Genomic DNA, 15,197 nt, shown 5'->3' with positions numbered 1-15,197 from the left:
TCTCCCTTGGTCAGTTCGCGTCGAGGCGGAAAACATGTTTGAGATAGGTCACGAAGTTCGGGTCGCGGCACTGGGTCTTGCCGGGTGTATCGGAGATCTTCGCCACCGGCTGGCCGTTGCAGTCGATCATCTTGATGACGATGTTCATCGGCTCCACACCGGGAATGTCGCAGGTCAGGTTGGTGCCGATGCCGAAGCTGACATTGATACGATCATGCAGCGCGCGATACAGCTCCAGCGCCTTGGGCAGCGTCAGACCATCGGAGAAGATCAACGTCTTGCCCTGCGGATCGATACCCAGTTTTTCGTAGTGCGCGATGGCCTTTTCGGCCCATTGCAGCGGATCACCGGAATCGTGGCGCAGCCCATCGAACAGCTTGGCGAAGTACAGATCGAAATCTTCTAGGAAGCTGGACATACCGATGGTGTCGGTCAGGGCGATGCCGAGCAGACCGCGGTATTCCTTGACCCAACATTCCAGCGCCACTTTCTGGCTATCGATCAGCCGCGGGCCGAGTTGCTGGTGCGCCATGAACCATTCGTGGGCCATGGTGCCGATCGGCTTGAGGTCGAATTCACGGGCCAGGTGCACGTTGCTGGTACCCACGAAGCGGCCCGGGAAATCACGTTTGAGGATGTGCACCACCTCTTCCTGCACGCGGTAGGAAAAGCGCCGACGGGTGCCGAAATCAGCCAGTTGAAAGTCTGCCAGCTCAGCGGCCGATGCCTCACCCTTGAGCCAGTCGAGCTTCTCGTAAAGCCGCTCGCGCACCTGCTCGATCACCACTTCGCGGTAACGGTAGCGGTTGCGAACTTCCGAGACGATGGCCAGCAACGGGATCTCGTAGAGGATCACATGCAACCAGGGCCCGCGCACGCGGATCGCCAGCTGGCCGGCCGCGTCGGTGCCGACGTGCACGTAGCGCATGTTGAAACGGAACAGGCTGAGGAAGCGAATGAAGTCAGCCTTGATGAAGGGAATCTTCTCCAGATAAGCCAATTGATCCGGAGTGATCGAGGTGTTGACCAGTTGTTCGATCTGATAGCGGATTTCCGCCAGATACGGCGTCAGATCCTCGCTGCTACGGCAACGGAACTCCCACTCCACTTCGGCGTTGGGGTAGTTGTGCAGCACCGCCTGCATCATGGTCAGCTTGTAGAAGTCGGTATCCAGCAGATTCTGGATGATGCTGGGGGCGAATACGCTCTCACTCATGGTCATTCTCCTCGAAGCGGGCCAGCTCGCTGTCGAGCGCTCCGCTGTCGGCGCAGATGGTGATGCCCTGCGCGCGCATCTGGTCGATGGCTTGCGTTGCGCCGGCTTCGGAAATGGCCCGGCAAGCCGGAAGATACAGCAACACCTGGAAGCCGGCGCCGCGTAATTGCAATGCGGTGTTCTGCACGCAGAAGTCCAGGGCCAGGCCGCCGACCACCACCGCCTCCACACCGGCGACCTTGAGGTATTCGATGACGCCCGTACTGCGCTTGCCAGCCAGGTCGTGGAAGCAGGCGCCGTAAGGGTGCAGATCGGGCTCGACGCCCTTCCAGACGAAGAAGTCGTAGTCGATCGGCGCCGGCAGCTCGTCCAGCAGCTCGAAGCCAGGCGTGCCCGGTACGCAGTGGCTGACCCAGGTCAGGTCGGCGTTGGCATGGCTCAGCGGCTGGAGCATCTGGGCATGGCTTTCCACCACCCAGATGGAGTTGGGGGCGTGGGCGTCCTTGCTGCCCAGGCGCAGGGTGCCACGACGCGCCATGTCGTTGAGCGGCGCGGCGATCTCGTGACCGCCGGTCACAGGCAGTTCATCGGGGCACAGGCTGGTGAAGCCCTTTTGCGCATCGACATCGAACGTGGCGATCTTCATCTGACACCTCCTGCTGGTGGAGCCGCATCGCTGCGGGGTGGACACATAATCCACCAGGTGTATTATATCTGTCAACACCCACCCACGCGGAGATTCACGATGCTGTCGTCATCACTCCAGACTTACGCCGCCGCAGGTGCCGAGCCAACGCCGCAGCATTTCGCCCTGGCTGTATACGGCGGTGCCTTCGATCCGCCCCACGCCGGTCACGCCAGCGTCATCCAGCGCACGCTGGAAGTGGCGGATCGAGTGGTGGTAGTGCCCAGCTACCGGCACGCCGATGCCAAGCGCATGGCGGACTTCGAGATGCGTTGCACCTGGGTCGAACGGCTGGCGGAGCGCTTCGGCGAACGCGTGGTGTGCTCGGCCGTGGAGCGTCAGTTGGGTGCCGACGGCAAGGTGGTCTACAGCTACGACCTGATGAGCCACATCGCTCAAGAGCACCACCAGTCACCGCAGCGCCTGGCGCTAGTAATCGGCGAAGACAACCTCGATCGGCTGACCACCTTTTACCGCGCAGCAGACCTGCGCCAGCAATTCGGCCTGCTGGTGGCAGATGAGGAGATGACCGTGCACAGCAGCGCAATTCGCGCGATGATCGCTGCCGGGCAAACGATCCCTGAGGCCTGGAAACTGCCGGAAATCCAGGCCGACATGACAATTTACAGGAGGGCGATGTGAGTTCTGCTGAAGTACTGGCGAGTGTCGACCTGATCGCCTTGCGCATGGATGCCGAGAGCCGGCAGTTGCACCTGTTGTTGCACCGCCGCGAGCGTGAGCCCTTCATCGGGCAATGGGCGCTACCGGGGGTGATCGTCAATGGCAGCACCCGGGATGCGAACCTGGAGGCCGCCGCCCACCGCGTACTGCGCGACAAGGCCCAGGTTGTACCACGGCACCTGGAACAGGTCGGTACCGAGGGCAGCGCCAACCGTGATCCACGCGGCTGGTCGATGAGCACCTACTACCTGGCGCTGCTGGCCCCGGACACTGAAACGGCCGATGATGGCCTGCGTTTCGTGCCACTGGACGAGGTGCTGGACGGGCGCATCGCCCTGCCCTTCGACCACGGGGATCTGGTGCGCCTCAGCCTGGAGCGCCTGGCGGGCAAATCGGTATACACCAGCCTGCCCCTGTACCTGGCCCCGCCACGCTTCACCGTGCTCGACGCCCTGAATGCAGCCCAGGCCTGCCTGGGTACGACGATCAACAACACCTCGCTGCGCAAACGTCTGGAGCGCATGAAGGAGGCCGGCTGGATTCGCGACACCGGGGAAAAGAACTTCCCGAAAATGGGCCGCCCCCAGCAGCTCTGGGAACTGACCGAACAGGCCGACGGCGTGTTCGTGTTCGACCGCAGCCTGCTGGCGGATCGGACAGGTATTTGATACTGCTGCTCGGAGCGGCTGGGATGCTGCTTATATGAAGGGCGGCAGGGTGGCGAAAGCGGACGGTGAGCAGAGGATTTTGTGGGAGAGGCTTTAGCCTCGATTTTGCCTAGTTAGGCGTAAAGAGCTCGCGGCTAAAGCCCCTCCCACGAGATCGCGACCGGCCGCTTCTGCCTTTTAGCGTCTGCGGGCTACTGCCGCATCCCAATCGCCAGCCGATTGAAGGCGTTCATCAGCGAAATGGCGAAGGTAAGGTCACTGATCTGCGTATCATCGAAATGCGCCTTGAGCGGCTCGAAGACCTCATCCGGTGCGTGAGTCTGCGCAATGTCGGCCAACGATTCGGCCCAGGCCAACGCCGCTTGCTCGGCATCAGTGAAATGCCCACTGATGCGCCAGCCGGCCAGGCTGTCGAGTTTCACATCGGGCGTTCCGCCCTGGCGTAGCGCCTTGGCGTGCATCTCCAGGCAGAAGGCGCAGCCGTTGATCTGCGAAATTCGCAGGTACACCAGCTCGATCAGCGGCAGCCCCAGACTGCTGGCAGCCAGGGCGTTCTTGGTGGCCAGCAGGCCTTTGTAGGCGTCGGGTGAAAGCTGGCTGTAGGGCAGGCGCAGGGTGGTCATAGCGCTATCTCCGTGGAGGGCTCGAGAAGAAATTTGTTGATTTTTCCAACTGTGGCAGCACCCCGGTCAGGGCCGCCTGCAACGACTCGGCACCCAGGGCCATGCCCTGCTGATGGATGAACTCAACCTGAGTGATACCCAGGGTGCTCAGCACATGGCGCAGGTAAGCAGTGAGAAAATCCGACTGACGTGCCTGCTCACCATGATAGAAGCCGCCGGCACTCACCAGCACCAGAGTGGGCCGATCCTGCAGCAAACCGACCTTGCCCTGCGCCGAAGTGGTGAAACTGCGGTGGATTCTCAGCACGTAATCGATCCACAGTTTTAGCGCTGCGGGCACGCTGAAGTTGTGCATCGGGGTGACGATGATCAGGCAGTCGCTGGCCTCCAGCTCGGCAATCAAGGCCTCGGAGCAGGCGAAGGCAGGATCATCGAAAGGTGCGGAGCCGGTCAGCGCCGATGCATATTCGGCACTGAGCGGTGGCAGCGGCTCACCGGCCAGATCGCGCTCTATTACGTCAGCACTTGGCCAGCGCCGCGCTATCAGTTGCCGCGCCACCTGGCTGCCGCTGGCCTTCTGCCGATGCGGGCTGCACTCAAGCAGCAAAATACGTTTCATACGACCTCCTCTAACAGCGGTTGAACGAAGTGCATGCCGCGCGCCAGGAGGCCATGGCGGTAATAGAACCGCTGGGCCAGGGCATTGCCCAGCGCGGTGTCCAGAACCAGGTAGGCATGGCCCGTACTGATGGCGTGCGCCCGCACCGCCTCGATCAGCAACTGGCCGAGGGCCCCACGCTGCTCGTCGGGCAGTGCAATCAGGTCATCGATATAGACGAAACGTCCGTAGAGGGTGTTTTCCTGCAGCCGATAGCCGGCCAGCGCAACGACCTGATCTCCTCGCCAAGCGGCGAGCAGGCGATACCCCTGGGAAGCTTGACGCTGCACCTGACACGCAAACGCATGGGCGTCGTCAAGGTGCGGCCGAAGTGCGCGCATGACAGGAAAGCAGGCCAGGCACTCGGCATTGCCTTGCACAGTACGAAGGGTGACAGGTTGAGACATGCTGGCGTCCTCTGCATCAGATGGACGCTACCTTAAAGGCGGCTTGGCCCTACCCATAGAGCCAAGACAGGTAAAAATCATTGATCCATCAGAGGATCATTCGCCCTGGCGCATGGGCATTCGGTCGATGGTGGCGAAGATTTTCTGCAAGTCCGCATCGGCGCCTTGCTGGATCTTCTTACCACCATCCTTGCCGACCAGAATGATCTGTGGCCGCTCACTGCCGGCATTCAGCGCCAGCAGCAGGCGCTTGGTGGCGATGGCATCCAGGGGCTGGTCATTGCGTTGCCCCTGCTTGCCCACAACGGTGTAGAGCACCATGTCGCGCTCGACGAAAGCTTCACGGTTGGCAGGCTGCGCCAAGGCTTCTCGCACCCGGACGAGCAATGGATCGCTGGCATCGTCGGCGAGCAGGATCAACGGGCGGGTTTTCCAGAGCTCGGCCTGGAGAGGATCGTCGGCAGCGTGAGCAGTGATGGCGAGTGCCGACAGCAGTAGAGCCAGAATGGCTTTCATCGCGATGCCTCCTTTACAGGTGATCGGAATACAGGCGCCCGACTGCGGGATCAGTGACCATTTGCGCAGAACGGCTACCATCGCCTCGCACGCAAGCGAGCTCCTACAGTTTCGCAACCTATACGGTCCCGTAGGAGCCGGCTTGCCGGCGATTGGTCACCATCACGTCGGCTTGCAGAACAGCCGCCACTCGCAAGCGAGCCGCGGCAAATCGCCGGTTCTCAGTACGACAGGTACGAGGAGCGCGTCAGGCCCAGACGCAGGGCGTCGAGGAACTGGGTACGCTCACGCACACTGATCTTGGCGCTGGCGACCTTGTCGCGATAATGAGTCATCAGTTCCTCGGGCGACAGGTGCACGTAGCGCAGCATGTCCTCGATGGTGTCGTGGGTTTCGATACCGGCGTGGTAAACGCTGCCGTCCTGGTTCTGGTAGATGTTCACCGAATCGGTGTCACCGAACAGGTTGTGCATGTCACCGAGAATTTCCTGATAAGCACCGACCAGGAAGATACCCAGCACGTAATCTTCACCGTCGCGCAGTTCGTGCACCGGCAGGCTGGTTTCGATGGACTGCTCGTCCACGTACTGGTTGATCTTGCCATCCGAATCACAGGTCAGATCCTGCAACACGGCACGGCGCAGCGGCTCTTCGTCGAGGCGATTGAGCGGCAGGATCGGCAGGATCTGGCCGATCGCCCAGGTGTCAGGCAGGCTCTGGAATACCGAGAAGTTGCAAATATACTTGTCGGCCAACTTGTCGTTGAGCTCGTCGAGCACCTGACGGTGCGAACGCTGACGCGCCTTCAACTGGTTGTACAGACGGCGGCAGATGGAAAAGTAGCACTGCTCGGCGAGGGCCTTCTGCGGCAGGTCGAGCTTGCCGGCGGAATACTGCGCAGCCACTTCACTGACGTAGTGAGTGGCGCGCCAGTAGCTTTCGGCGACCATTTCCGGATCGCTGTCGCCGAGCAGGTCAATCAGCACCTGCAGCACTTCCGGCTGCTCGACGCTGCGGTCGATTTCCGGCACCTCGTCGTTGTGGCGCTCGACATCGGTCACCTGCACCAGCAGCACCGCGTGATGCGCAGTCATTGCCCGGCCGCTCTCGGAGAAGATGTGCGGATGGGGGATTTCCTGGCGGTCGCAGAACTCCTTGAGCATGTCGACCACGGCGTCGGCGTAGTCTTCCATGTCGTAGTTGATGGAGCTGGCGTTGCGCGAATGGGTGCCGTCGTAGTCCACACCCAGGCCGCCGCCGACATCGATATGATCGACCGGCAGGCCGAGCGCGCGCAGCTCGCCGTAATAACGGATGGCTTCACGGAAGCCCTTGCGGTAGTCGGCGATATTGGCGATCTGCGAGCCCATGTGGAAGTGCAGCAGGCGGATGCCCTGATCCAGCCCGGCCTGGCGGAAGCGCTCGACCACCGACAGCAGCTGCGCCGCAGACAGACCGAACTTGGACTTCTCACCGCCGGTATCAGCCCACTTCGAGGATGCCAGGGACGACAGGCGCACGCGCAGACCGATCTGCGGCGCCACCTTGAGTTCGGCGGCCTCCTCGATCACCAGGGCGACTTCTGATTCCTTCTCGATGACGATGAATACGTTGTGGCCGAGCTTCTGGCCGATCAGCGCCAGGCGGATGAACTCGCGATCCTTGTATCCATTGCAAACGATAGTGCCGCCCTTCGGCGCCAACGCCAGTACCGCCAGCAGTTCCGGCTTGGAACCGGCCTCAAGGCCGATAGAGACGTTCTGCGTGGCGATGATGTTTTCCACCACCGCTTCCTGCTGGTTGACCTTGATCGGATACAGCGCGGTGTAGCGGTTGTTGTATTCCAGGCGCGCGATGCTGGCGTCGAAAGCGCCGGTCAGCTTGCGCACACGATCCTGCAGAATGTCCGGAAAACGCACCAGCAATGGCAGCGACAAACCGCTCTGCCGCAACTCTTCGACCTGCTCGTGGAGGTCGATGGGCGTGCTGCCCGGCCCGTTGGGGCGCACCTCGACACGGCCGGCTTCATTGATGGAGAAATAACCCGCGCCCCAATGGCGAATACCATAGACGCTGCGGCTGTCGGCCACCGTCCATTGGCTCCCATCGTCCTTGCGTGTACGTCGTGCGGCCATTGAGGTCTCCCTTGTTGCAAATGAGCTAATGCTGTCGAATAGAGTCGAGCGAGCATAAAGCCTGGAAATGACGAATGCTCGGCAGTGGACTGGCCGAGCCATCGGTAAGTTTAGAAAGTTGCCTGTCGGCGGCCATCAGCCGCCGGATTTCTTCGCCTTGAAGCCGCGCTTGAGCAGTTCGGCGAGCAGCAGCTCCACGTGGTCGCCCTGTATTTCGATTACCCCGTCCTTCAGAGAACCGCCGCAGCCACAACGCTTCTTCAGCACAGACGCCAGCTCCTTGAGCGGCTCTTCGGCCAACGGCACGCCACTGATGGTGGTCACCGTTTTGCCACCGCGGCCTTTGGTCTCGCGGCGTACCCGAGCAATGCCATCGCCTTCAGGGATCGCCGTGCGCGAGCAGATGCAGGCATCCACTGGCTGCCCACAATCCGGACAATGCCGGCCGGCGTCAGTGGAATACACCAGGCCACCGAGCCCAGCGAATGAAGAGGTTTTATTGGCCACCGCATTTTTCCTCAGTGGATTGGCGAAGCGGCGCAGTGTAACGACAAAGCCGGCCCATGCTAAGAACCGAAATGCGCCACAGGCTGATGGATTGGCGACCCGCGCCCGATCAGTAGCGCGAGCAACCCTCATCGCCTTGCTATCGATTGGCCAGATAGTGCTGCAGGGCCTGTAGCGAGTCGGGGCAATACGGTTTGCTCTGCGTATCGAGCAATGCGGCCTGCACCGTGACGAAACGGGCCTCCAGCACCTCTTCAGGCTGCAGTATCAAGGGCGCATCGGATACCGCCGAGAACACTGCGCACCACAAGCGGTTGTCCGGCTGCTCGAAGAAGAATCGGCCTTGATCACGCAGAACGGCATCACGGATGCCCAGCTCTTCCGCCAGCTCGCGCTCGGCCGACTGCACATAACTCTCGCCGGACGCGACCATGCCGCCAGCCGCTACATCCCAATAACCGGGATACACCGCCTTGCTCAGGGTGCGCCGATGCACGCACAGCTCACCGGCAGAATTGAACAGCAAGATGAAGGTGCCGCGGCCGATCAGACTGCGGGTGCGCAGTTCGGCGCGAGGGAGCTGGCCAAGTAATTGATCATGCTCGTCGACCCAGGCGATCAGCTCGGCATCCGAGGCAGCGCGGTGCGCCACCTCAGTTTCAGCAATTGCCATGGCTCAGCCCTGCGACAGCAGCTGACGCAGGTCGATCACCGCGGCGTTGGCACGCGAGATGTAGTTGGCCATCACCAGCGAGTGGTTGGCGAGAATGCCGTAACCACTGCCATTGAGCACCATCGGGCTCCACAGCGTAGCCTGAGCCGCCTCCAGTTCGCGGATGATCTGCCGCACGCTGACGGTCGCGTTCTTCTTCGCCAACACATCGGCGAAGTCCACCTCGATGGCACGCAGCAGGTGCGACAGCGCCCAGGCCTGACCGCGCGCCTCGTAAAACACGTTGTCGATCTGCAGCCATGGCGTTTCGTAGCTGCGCTCGGTCACCTCGGGCACCTGACCATCCGCCAGTTGGGTGGTCTCGGTGATCTCGGTGTTCAGACGCACCTGGCCAACGCTGGCCGACAGCCGCTGCGACAGCGAGCCGAGGCGAGTGGCGACATCACCGAACCAGTTGTTCAGGTTATCGGCACGGGTGTAGAAGCGCGCGCCCCCCTGACCGGGCTCGGACAGACGAGCCAGGTAGCGATCCAGAGAATTGATGCCGTCGCGATATTCCGACTCAGCGGCAGGCAGTGCCCAGCTGCGATGATCGAAGTTGAAGCGCGGCTCGGCGCGGGCCAGGTCGCCATCTTCGGTGGACTGCGACTGGGAGCGCGCGAAGTCCTTGCGCAGCGCACGGGAGAAGTCACGTACCTGCACCAGCACGCCGTACTCCCAGCTCGGCATGTTGTCGAGCCACAGGCCCGGCGGCGCCAGGTCGTTGGACAGGAAGCCGCCCGGCTTGTCGAGCAGGGTCTCGGCGACCTGCTTGAGCGTTTCCACCGAGGTATAACCGTTGACCACCTGACGCTGACTGCTTTCGGCTGCAGCCTGCACGCGTTGCTGCACCGGGAACATGTCCGGTTCCTGGCTCCAGTACCAGCCGACGACCAGCGTCACTAGCAGGTAAACACCCAGCAGGACGGCAATGATCCCGCCTAGTCGACCACCGACACGGCGGCGTGATCCAGCGGTAGCGCCATCGTTGGCACTGTGCGTACCGGAGGTGCGGTTCTTCCAATCAAGCATGGCGATTATCCTTTGATCTGCAACATATCAGAGCTTCGACCACAGGCCGAAAGGAGGGTTGCGCTAATACTTGCGACCCAACGAGCTCCCTAGCAAGCCTACGCTGTTCACTATAAGGGAAGGCTGTTGCGCTGCGCAGCGTCGCAACCTGTTCACGACGTGACAACGCGCAGGAACCATCACCACACCAGTAGGTCGGCATAAAGCTGTTTGTTCAACATGACCCATCGTGCGGGGCGATTCACAGCATTAATGCCAAAGGAATGGCAAAATAATCACCCGGTGATAGCATGACGCCACCACTCGGTAGCGATTCGCCGCCCCACGCAGATTAAAGGCCCATGACCGAGCACGAAGATCCCAGCCGCGACCGGCTCAAGCAGCACTTCGCCCAGCGCGTCATCCACCAGGCTCGCCAGGTTCTGGAAGTCTGGCAGCGCCTGCAGCACGCCGAATGGAACGATGCGGGTATGCAGGAGCTGCATGAAGCGGCACAACTGCTGCAGCGCTATGCCGAGCGTTTCGAGCAGGTCGAGCACCGCCAGTTGGCGCAACGCATCGTCGCCTGCCTGAGCGCAGTGGATGCCAATCGTGGGCGACTCAACAGTGAGGTGATCAGCGAGCTCAATCAGTTGATGCAGCGCCTCTCGCGCACGGGCCTGCGCCACGGCGACCGCTTCGAGCAAACCACTTTGCCGCCGCTGCGCAAACCGGTTTACCTCGCTTTGCAACACCTGGAGCGAGCCGAGCGCCTGGCCCAACAACTGGAGTTCTTCGGCATGAACGCCAGGCCGCTGGACACCGCCAATGCCTTCCGCGCCGCCATGCTCGAACGCCACCCAGCGGCGATTCTGATGGAAATCGACTTTGCCGGCAGCGGCAACGGCCTGCTCCTGGCGCAAGATGTCCAGGAAGGGCTACAAGAGAAGATTCCGCTGCTGTTCTACAGTCATGAAGATACCGACACACCAACCCGTCTGGCTGCCGTACGCGTTGGCGGACGCGAATTCTTCACCGGTACGCTGGACGCCTCAAGCCTGCTGGAACGCATCGAGGTGCTCACCCACGTCGCCCAGTACGAACCGTACCGCGTGTTGGTCATCGATGACTCCCGCGCCCAGGCTACCCACACCGAGCGAGTGCTCAACAGTGCCGGCATCGTCACCCGTACCCTCACCGAGCCGATTCAGGCCATGGCCGAACTGGCCGAATTTCAGCCGGATCTGATCATCCTCGACATGTACATGCCGGCCTGCAGCGGTACCGAGCTGGCCAAGGTGATTCGCCACAACGACCGCTACGTCAGCGTACCGATCATTTATCTGTCTGCCGAAGACGACCTCGACAAGCAGCTCGATGCCATGAGCGAAGGCGGCGACGACTTCCTCACCAAACCGATCAAACCGCGGCATCTGATCGCCACCGTACGCAACCGTGCCGATCGTGCCCGCAACCTCAGGGCGCGCATGGTGCGTGACAGCCTCACAGGCCTGTTCAATCACACCCATACACTGCAGTTGCTCGAAGATGAGCGCTTCCGTGCCCAGCGCGACTTGCAGCCGCTGAGCTTCGCCATGATCGATATCGACTTTTTCAAGAAGGTCAACGATAACTACGGCCATCCCATGGGCGACCGGGTGATCAAGAGCCTGGCGCTGTTCCTCAAGCAGCGGCTACGCAAGAGCGACTGCATCGGCCGCTATGGCGGTGAAGAGTTCGCCGTGGTGATGCCTAATACCGACGCACGCACCGCCGCCAAGGTGATCGATGAAGTGCGCAAGCGCTTCGCCGAAATCCATTACCCCGCGCATCCTCAGGATCTCAGTTGTACCTTCAGCTGCGGTATCGCCGAACTACGTGACGATCTGGATAGCAAGAACCTGTCACAGCGCGCCGATGAGGCGCTGTACCGCGCCAAGAATGGCGGCCGTAACCGCGTCGAGGTGTACGACTGAGGTGATGCCTGGATCAGGCACGTCAGTTCGACGCCCCACATGGCGCGCTAACGGCTGACGCGATCACACCTGCAGGATCATCACCACCGCCGCCCGTCATGTGGATGGCGCCCTCTTTGTGACCCAGCGCACGGCGTCACACCCCTGTCATGAAGGTGCAATAACTTACCGACACCGCAGCACTGCATGGCGCAGTGCCATCACCGTTCAGTCGTCGGTCGAGTCCCATGCGCCTTAAATCACTTACCAATCTCAACACCCTGCTGCTGGTCGGCGTCGGTATCGCCTTGGCCTGCACGCTATGGTGGTCACAGCGGGCACTGGAGCGCCCTTATGTACTGATGGAGCAGTACCTGAGCCTTTCCCAGCAATTCCAACGTGAGGCCGCAGGCAACATCCTAGGCTACCTGGAAAGCGGCGACGCCTTGCGCCACAGCGCCGCCCTGCAGGGCGTCGATGCGTTACAGCAAAACATCGCCCAACTGCCTGCCAACCTCGCAGGCGATCTCGGTAACAGCCTGAATGACCTGAAAATCTTCACGGCTGATGAACTGCTCGCAGCCGGCAAACTGTCCGGTGATCCCCAAGGGCTACTGATCCAGTCCGAGCGGGAAATAGCCGGCGCGTTATCACAAATCGCCAAGTATGCCGATGACGCTCAGGGCGAAGCGGCACAAGCCTATGGCCGCCCGCTGTTCGAGGCCTCCCAGCACCTCGCCCGCCTGGCACTGGCACGTGACAAGCTGGTCAGCAGCGGGCGCAGCGAACTGGCCGCGGACGTGGAGCGCGAAGTGCTTTCGCTGCAGGAGCTGGCGAAAACCATCGACAGCCTGGCACTGCTCGGCGTCACCGATGAAGCGGCATCAGGCGGTAACGCCTTCGCTTCGCTGATGGGCCTGGACACTGACAGCCAGGAGAACGAAGTGGAAGATCGCGGAATCGCCCTGAAACGTGAGCTCAACAGCCTGATAGGGCGCTACCCGGGCGAGCTGGCGCGTACCCGAACGCTGATTGAGCAGCGCAGCCAGTTGGCCGCCGCCACCCGCACTCGGCTGGATGCGGTGCAGCAGTCGTTCACCACGCTGGAACCGCAAGTGCGTGCCGAGCATGGCCGTATCCAGGGCGAAGTACGCCTGATCCTTGGTGCCATGGTCGCACTGATCCTGCTTATCGCGCTGATCATCGATACCCTGCAGCGCCGCCTCAGCCGCCTGCTCGAGCGCCTGGTGCCGGCACTCTCGGCGTGGGCAGCTGGCGACTTCAGCCGCGAGATTCACCTGGCCACCAACACTCGCGAGCTGCGTGATATCGAGGAGTCGCTGAATCGCCTGCGCGCCTACTTGGTCGATCTGGTCGGTACCATCCACCAGCACGCCGGCCAGGTGTCGGCCTCCAGCCACACGCTAGCCGATCTCAGCGGCGGCCTGCACGACGGCGCCGAACGCCAGGCCAGCGATACCGCACAGATTCGTGACGCACTTGGCGAACTGGAAGCGACCATCCTTCAGGTCGCTGACGACGCCAGCCAGACCGCGACCGCCAGCCACGACGCCGACAGAGCGTTAGCACAGGGTCAGCAGGTGATCGGCAACAGCCTGACTGGCTTGCATGCCCTGGTTGAGGAAGTGCAAAGCAACGCCCAGTCCATCGAGCGCCTAGCCGAGGAAACGGGCACTATTGGCAGCGTGCTGACGGTTATCCACAGCATCGCCGAGCAGACCAATCTGCTCGCCCTCAACGCCGCCATCGAAGCAGCCCGAGCCGGCGAGGCGGGTCGCGGTTTTGCCGTAGTGGCGGACGAAGTACGAACGCTGTCATTGCGTACCAGCGCAGCCACCACGCAGATTCAGGATGTGATCGGGCGCCTTCAAAAAGCGGCGAATGGGTCGCTGGTGGCAATGCGCAGCCAAGTCGAACACGCCGAAGCAACAGCCAACCAGGCACGTACGGCAGACGGTGCCCTGGATGAAATCGTCAGTGCAATCCGCACCATCACCAGCATGGCCGGGCGCATCGCCGACGCCACCGCTTATCAGGGCGGCGCGGTAAGCGAAATTCGCGACCATAGCGAACGCATCCATCAACTGGGCAGCGACAACCTGCTGCGCATCAGCCAGGGCCGCGCCCAAAGCGGCGAGCTACAAGCGCTAAGTGGCCAACTGAACCAGGCAGTGCAGGCATTTCGCGTGTAGAGCAATGCAGCGCTGACGGACTGAAGCTCACCTGATGGGTACCTGGGCCATTACCGATACGGCCCAGCTGGCCTCGAAAGGCGCAAAGATTGCTCCCGAACGGTGATTCGTTTCAGCCCAACAAACCAGTGCTCATGGTAAAGCAATACGAATAGTGACCGTGCCGAATGGCCCCAGGCGTTACACTCTGCGGCCAACCGACGGAGCTGCCCATGTCTCATCCTTTCGCCGCCCTCACCCCCGATCTGGTTCTGGATGCCGTCGAGAGCCTGGGCTACCTCAGCGACGCCCGCGTGCTGGCGCTGAACAGCTACGAGAACCGCGTCTACCAGGTAGGCATCGAAGGGGAAACCCCGCTGATCGCCAAGTTCTACCGGCCGGATCGCTGGAGCGATGAGGCGATCCGCGAGGAACATACCTTCACTGCCGAGCTGGCCGAATGCGATGTGCCCGTGGTGGCGCCGCTGCAGCGCGATGGCGAAACCCTGTTCGAACACGCCGGTTTCCGCTTTTCGCTGTTTCCGCGCCGTGGCGGCCGTGCGCCGGAGCCCGGCAACCTGGATCAGCTTTATCGCCTCGGCCAACTGCTCGGACGAATGCATGCGGTGGGTTCACTGCGCCCGTTCGCCCATCGCGAATCCCTGCGGGTAGACAACTTCGGTCATGCCTCCCTGGCGACCCTGCTGGAAGGCAACTTCGTACCACGGAGCCTGCTGCCCGCCTACGAGTCGGTAGCGCGTGATCTGCTCAAGCGTCTGGATCAGCTGTTCGCGGAAAATCCGGTGAAAGCGATCCGCCTGCATGGTGACTGCCACCCAGGCAACCTACTGTGCCGTGACGAGACCTTTCATATGGTCGACCTGGATGACTGCCGCATGGGCCCGGCAATTCAGGATCTATGGATGATGCTGGCCGGCGAACGCCACGAGCGGCTTGGCCAGATCGCAGAGCTGGTCGACGGCTATCAGGAGTTCCACGACTTCAACCCGCGCGAGTTGCCCCTGATCGAAGGCTTCCGCTCCCTGCGGCTGATGCACTACAGCGCCTGGCTGGCGCGCCGCTGGGACGATCCGGCCTTTCCGCAGAGCTTCCCCTGGTTTGGCAGCGAGCGGTACTGGGGTGAGCAGATCCTGATGCTGCGCGAACAGATCGCCGCCTTGAACGAAGAGCCGTTGAAATTGTTTTGAGCCGCCTGCGCCAGCTATAAAAA

Annotated in this window: 15 protein-coding genes; 5 read left to right on the top strand and 10 right to left on the bottom strand. The window is 61.8% G+C overall.

What is annotated here, in order from left to right; all coding sequences use genetic code 11:
* Positions 1–10: 10 nt before the first annotated feature.
* Positions 11–1,216: a nicotinate phosphoribosyltransferase gene (pncB, locus tag ACZ0AI_RS20985; RefSeq protein WP_463563523.1), complete on the bottom strand. Its 1,206-nt coding sequence runs from the start codon at positions 1,214–1,216 to the stop codon at positions 11–13.
* Positions 1,209–1,862, bottom strand: a complete 654-nt coding sequence (locus ACZ0AI_RS20980; RefSeq protein WP_463563522.1) for an isochorismatase family protein — start codon at positions 1,860–1,862, stop codon at positions 1,209–1,211. The genes pncB and ACZ0AI_RS20980 overlap by 8 nt, the downstream gene beginning before the upstream one ends.
* Before the next feature lie 99 nt (positions 1,863–1,961).
* Here ACZ0AI_RS20980 and ACZ0AI_RS20975 point away from each other — a divergent pair, with 99 nt between their 5' ends.
* Together ACZ0AI_RS20975 and ACZ0AI_RS20970 are read left to right on the top strand one after the other, a co-directional pair.
* Complete coding sequence (locus tag ACZ0AI_RS20975) at positions 1,962–2,543, top strand: adenylyltransferase/cytidyltransferase family protein (protein WP_463563521.1); 582 nt, start codon at positions 1,962–1,964, stop codon at positions 2,541–2,543.
* Positions 2,540–3,250 (top strand): NUDIX domain-containing protein, encoded by a 711-nt coding sequence (locus tag ACZ0AI_RS20970; protein WP_463563520.1) that lies wholly within the window; start codon positions 2,540–2,542, stop codon positions 3,248–3,250. Before ACZ0AI_RS20975 ends, ACZ0AI_RS20970 begins: the two co-directional genes overlap by 4 nt.
* Positions 3,251–3,441: 191 nt before the next feature.
* Here the strand turns inward: ACZ0AI_RS20970 and ACZ0AI_RS20965 are convergent, their stop codons facing one another.
* The 8 genes from ACZ0AI_RS20965 to ACZ0AI_RS20930 form a co-directional block, all read right to left on the bottom strand.
* Complete coding sequence (locus ACZ0AI_RS20965) at positions 3,442–3,873, bottom strand: carboxymuconolactone decarboxylase family protein (RefSeq protein WP_463563519.1); 432 nt, start codon at positions 3,871–3,873, stop codon at positions 3,442–3,444.
* Positions 3,874–3,877: 4 nt separating this feature from the next.
* Positions 3,878–4,492, bottom strand: a complete 615-nt coding sequence (locus ACZ0AI_RS20960) for an FMN-dependent NADH-azoreductase (protein ID WP_463563518.1) — start codon at positions 4,490–4,492, stop codon at positions 3,878–3,880.
* Complete coding sequence (locus tag ACZ0AI_RS20955; RefSeq protein ID WP_463563517.1) at positions 4,489–4,938, bottom strand: GNAT family N-acetyltransferase; 450 nt, start codon at positions 4,936–4,938, stop codon at positions 4,489–4,491. The genes ACZ0AI_RS20960 and ACZ0AI_RS20955 overlap by 4 nt, the downstream gene beginning before the upstream one ends.
* A 96-nt stretch (positions 4,939–5,034) precedes the next feature.
* The gene (locus ACZ0AI_RS20950) at positions 5,035–5,454 is read right to left on the bottom strand and encodes a DUF4174 domain-containing protein (RefSeq protein ID WP_463563516.1); all 420 of its coding nucleotides are present in this window, start codon (positions 5,452–5,454) and stop codon (positions 5,035–5,037) included.
* Positions 5,455–5,675: 221 nt separating this feature from the next.
* Positions 5,676–7,589, bottom strand: a complete 1,914-nt coding sequence (speA, locus tag ACZ0AI_RS20945) for an arginine decarboxylase (protein WP_463563515.1) — start codon at positions 7,587–7,589, stop codon at positions 5,676–5,678.
* 135 nt (positions 7,590–7,724) lie between these two features.
* Positions 7,725–8,096, bottom strand: coding sequence for a translation initiation factor Sui1 (locus tag ACZ0AI_RS20940; RefSeq protein WP_463563514.1), 372 nt, complete (start codon positions 8,094–8,096; stop codon positions 7,725–7,727).
* Positions 8,097–8,235: 139 nt separating this feature from the next.
* Positions 8,236–8,769 carry an NUDIX hydrolase gene (locus ACZ0AI_RS20935; protein WP_463563513.1) on the bottom strand — a complete coding sequence of 178 codons (534 nt, stop codon included), beginning with the start codon at positions 8,767–8,769 and terminating at the stop codon, positions 8,236–8,238.
* Positions 8,770–8,772: 3 nt separating this feature from the next.
* Positions 8,773–9,840, bottom strand: a complete 1,068-nt coding sequence (locus ACZ0AI_RS20930; RefSeq protein WP_463563512.1) for a DUF2333 family protein — start codon at positions 9,838–9,840, stop codon at positions 8,773–8,775.
* A gap of 341 nt (positions 9,841–10,181) precedes the next feature.
* Between ACZ0AI_RS20930 and ACZ0AI_RS20925 the strand changes: the two genes are divergently transcribed.
* The 3 genes from ACZ0AI_RS20925 (at position 10,182) to ACZ0AI_RS20915 (ending at position 15,174) form a co-directional block, all read left to right on the top strand.
* The gene (locus ACZ0AI_RS20925) at positions 10,182–11,795 is read left to right on the top strand and encodes a diguanylate cyclase (protein WP_463563511.1); all 1,614 of its coding nucleotides are present in this window, start codon (positions 10,182–10,184) and stop codon (positions 11,793–11,795) included.
* A 227-nt stretch (positions 11,796–12,022) separates the two neighbouring features.
* Positions 12,023–13,987: a methyl-accepting chemotaxis protein gene (locus tag ACZ0AI_RS20920; RefSeq protein ID WP_463563510.1), complete on the top strand. Its 1,965-nt coding sequence runs from the start codon at positions 12,023–12,025 to the stop codon at positions 13,985–13,987.
* A 212-nt stretch (positions 13,988–14,199) separates the two neighbouring features.
* On the top strand, positions 14,200–15,174 hold the full coding sequence (locus ACZ0AI_RS20915) for a serine/threonine protein kinase (protein ID WP_463563509.1): 975 nt from the start codon (positions 14,200–14,202) through the stop codon (positions 15,172–15,174).
* The last annotated feature ends 23 nt before the right edge of the window (positions 15,175–15,197 follow it).

The organism is Pseudomonas sp. AC355, assembly GCF_979258205.1.
This window is presented reverse-complemented; position numbering and strand designations above follow the sequence as displayed.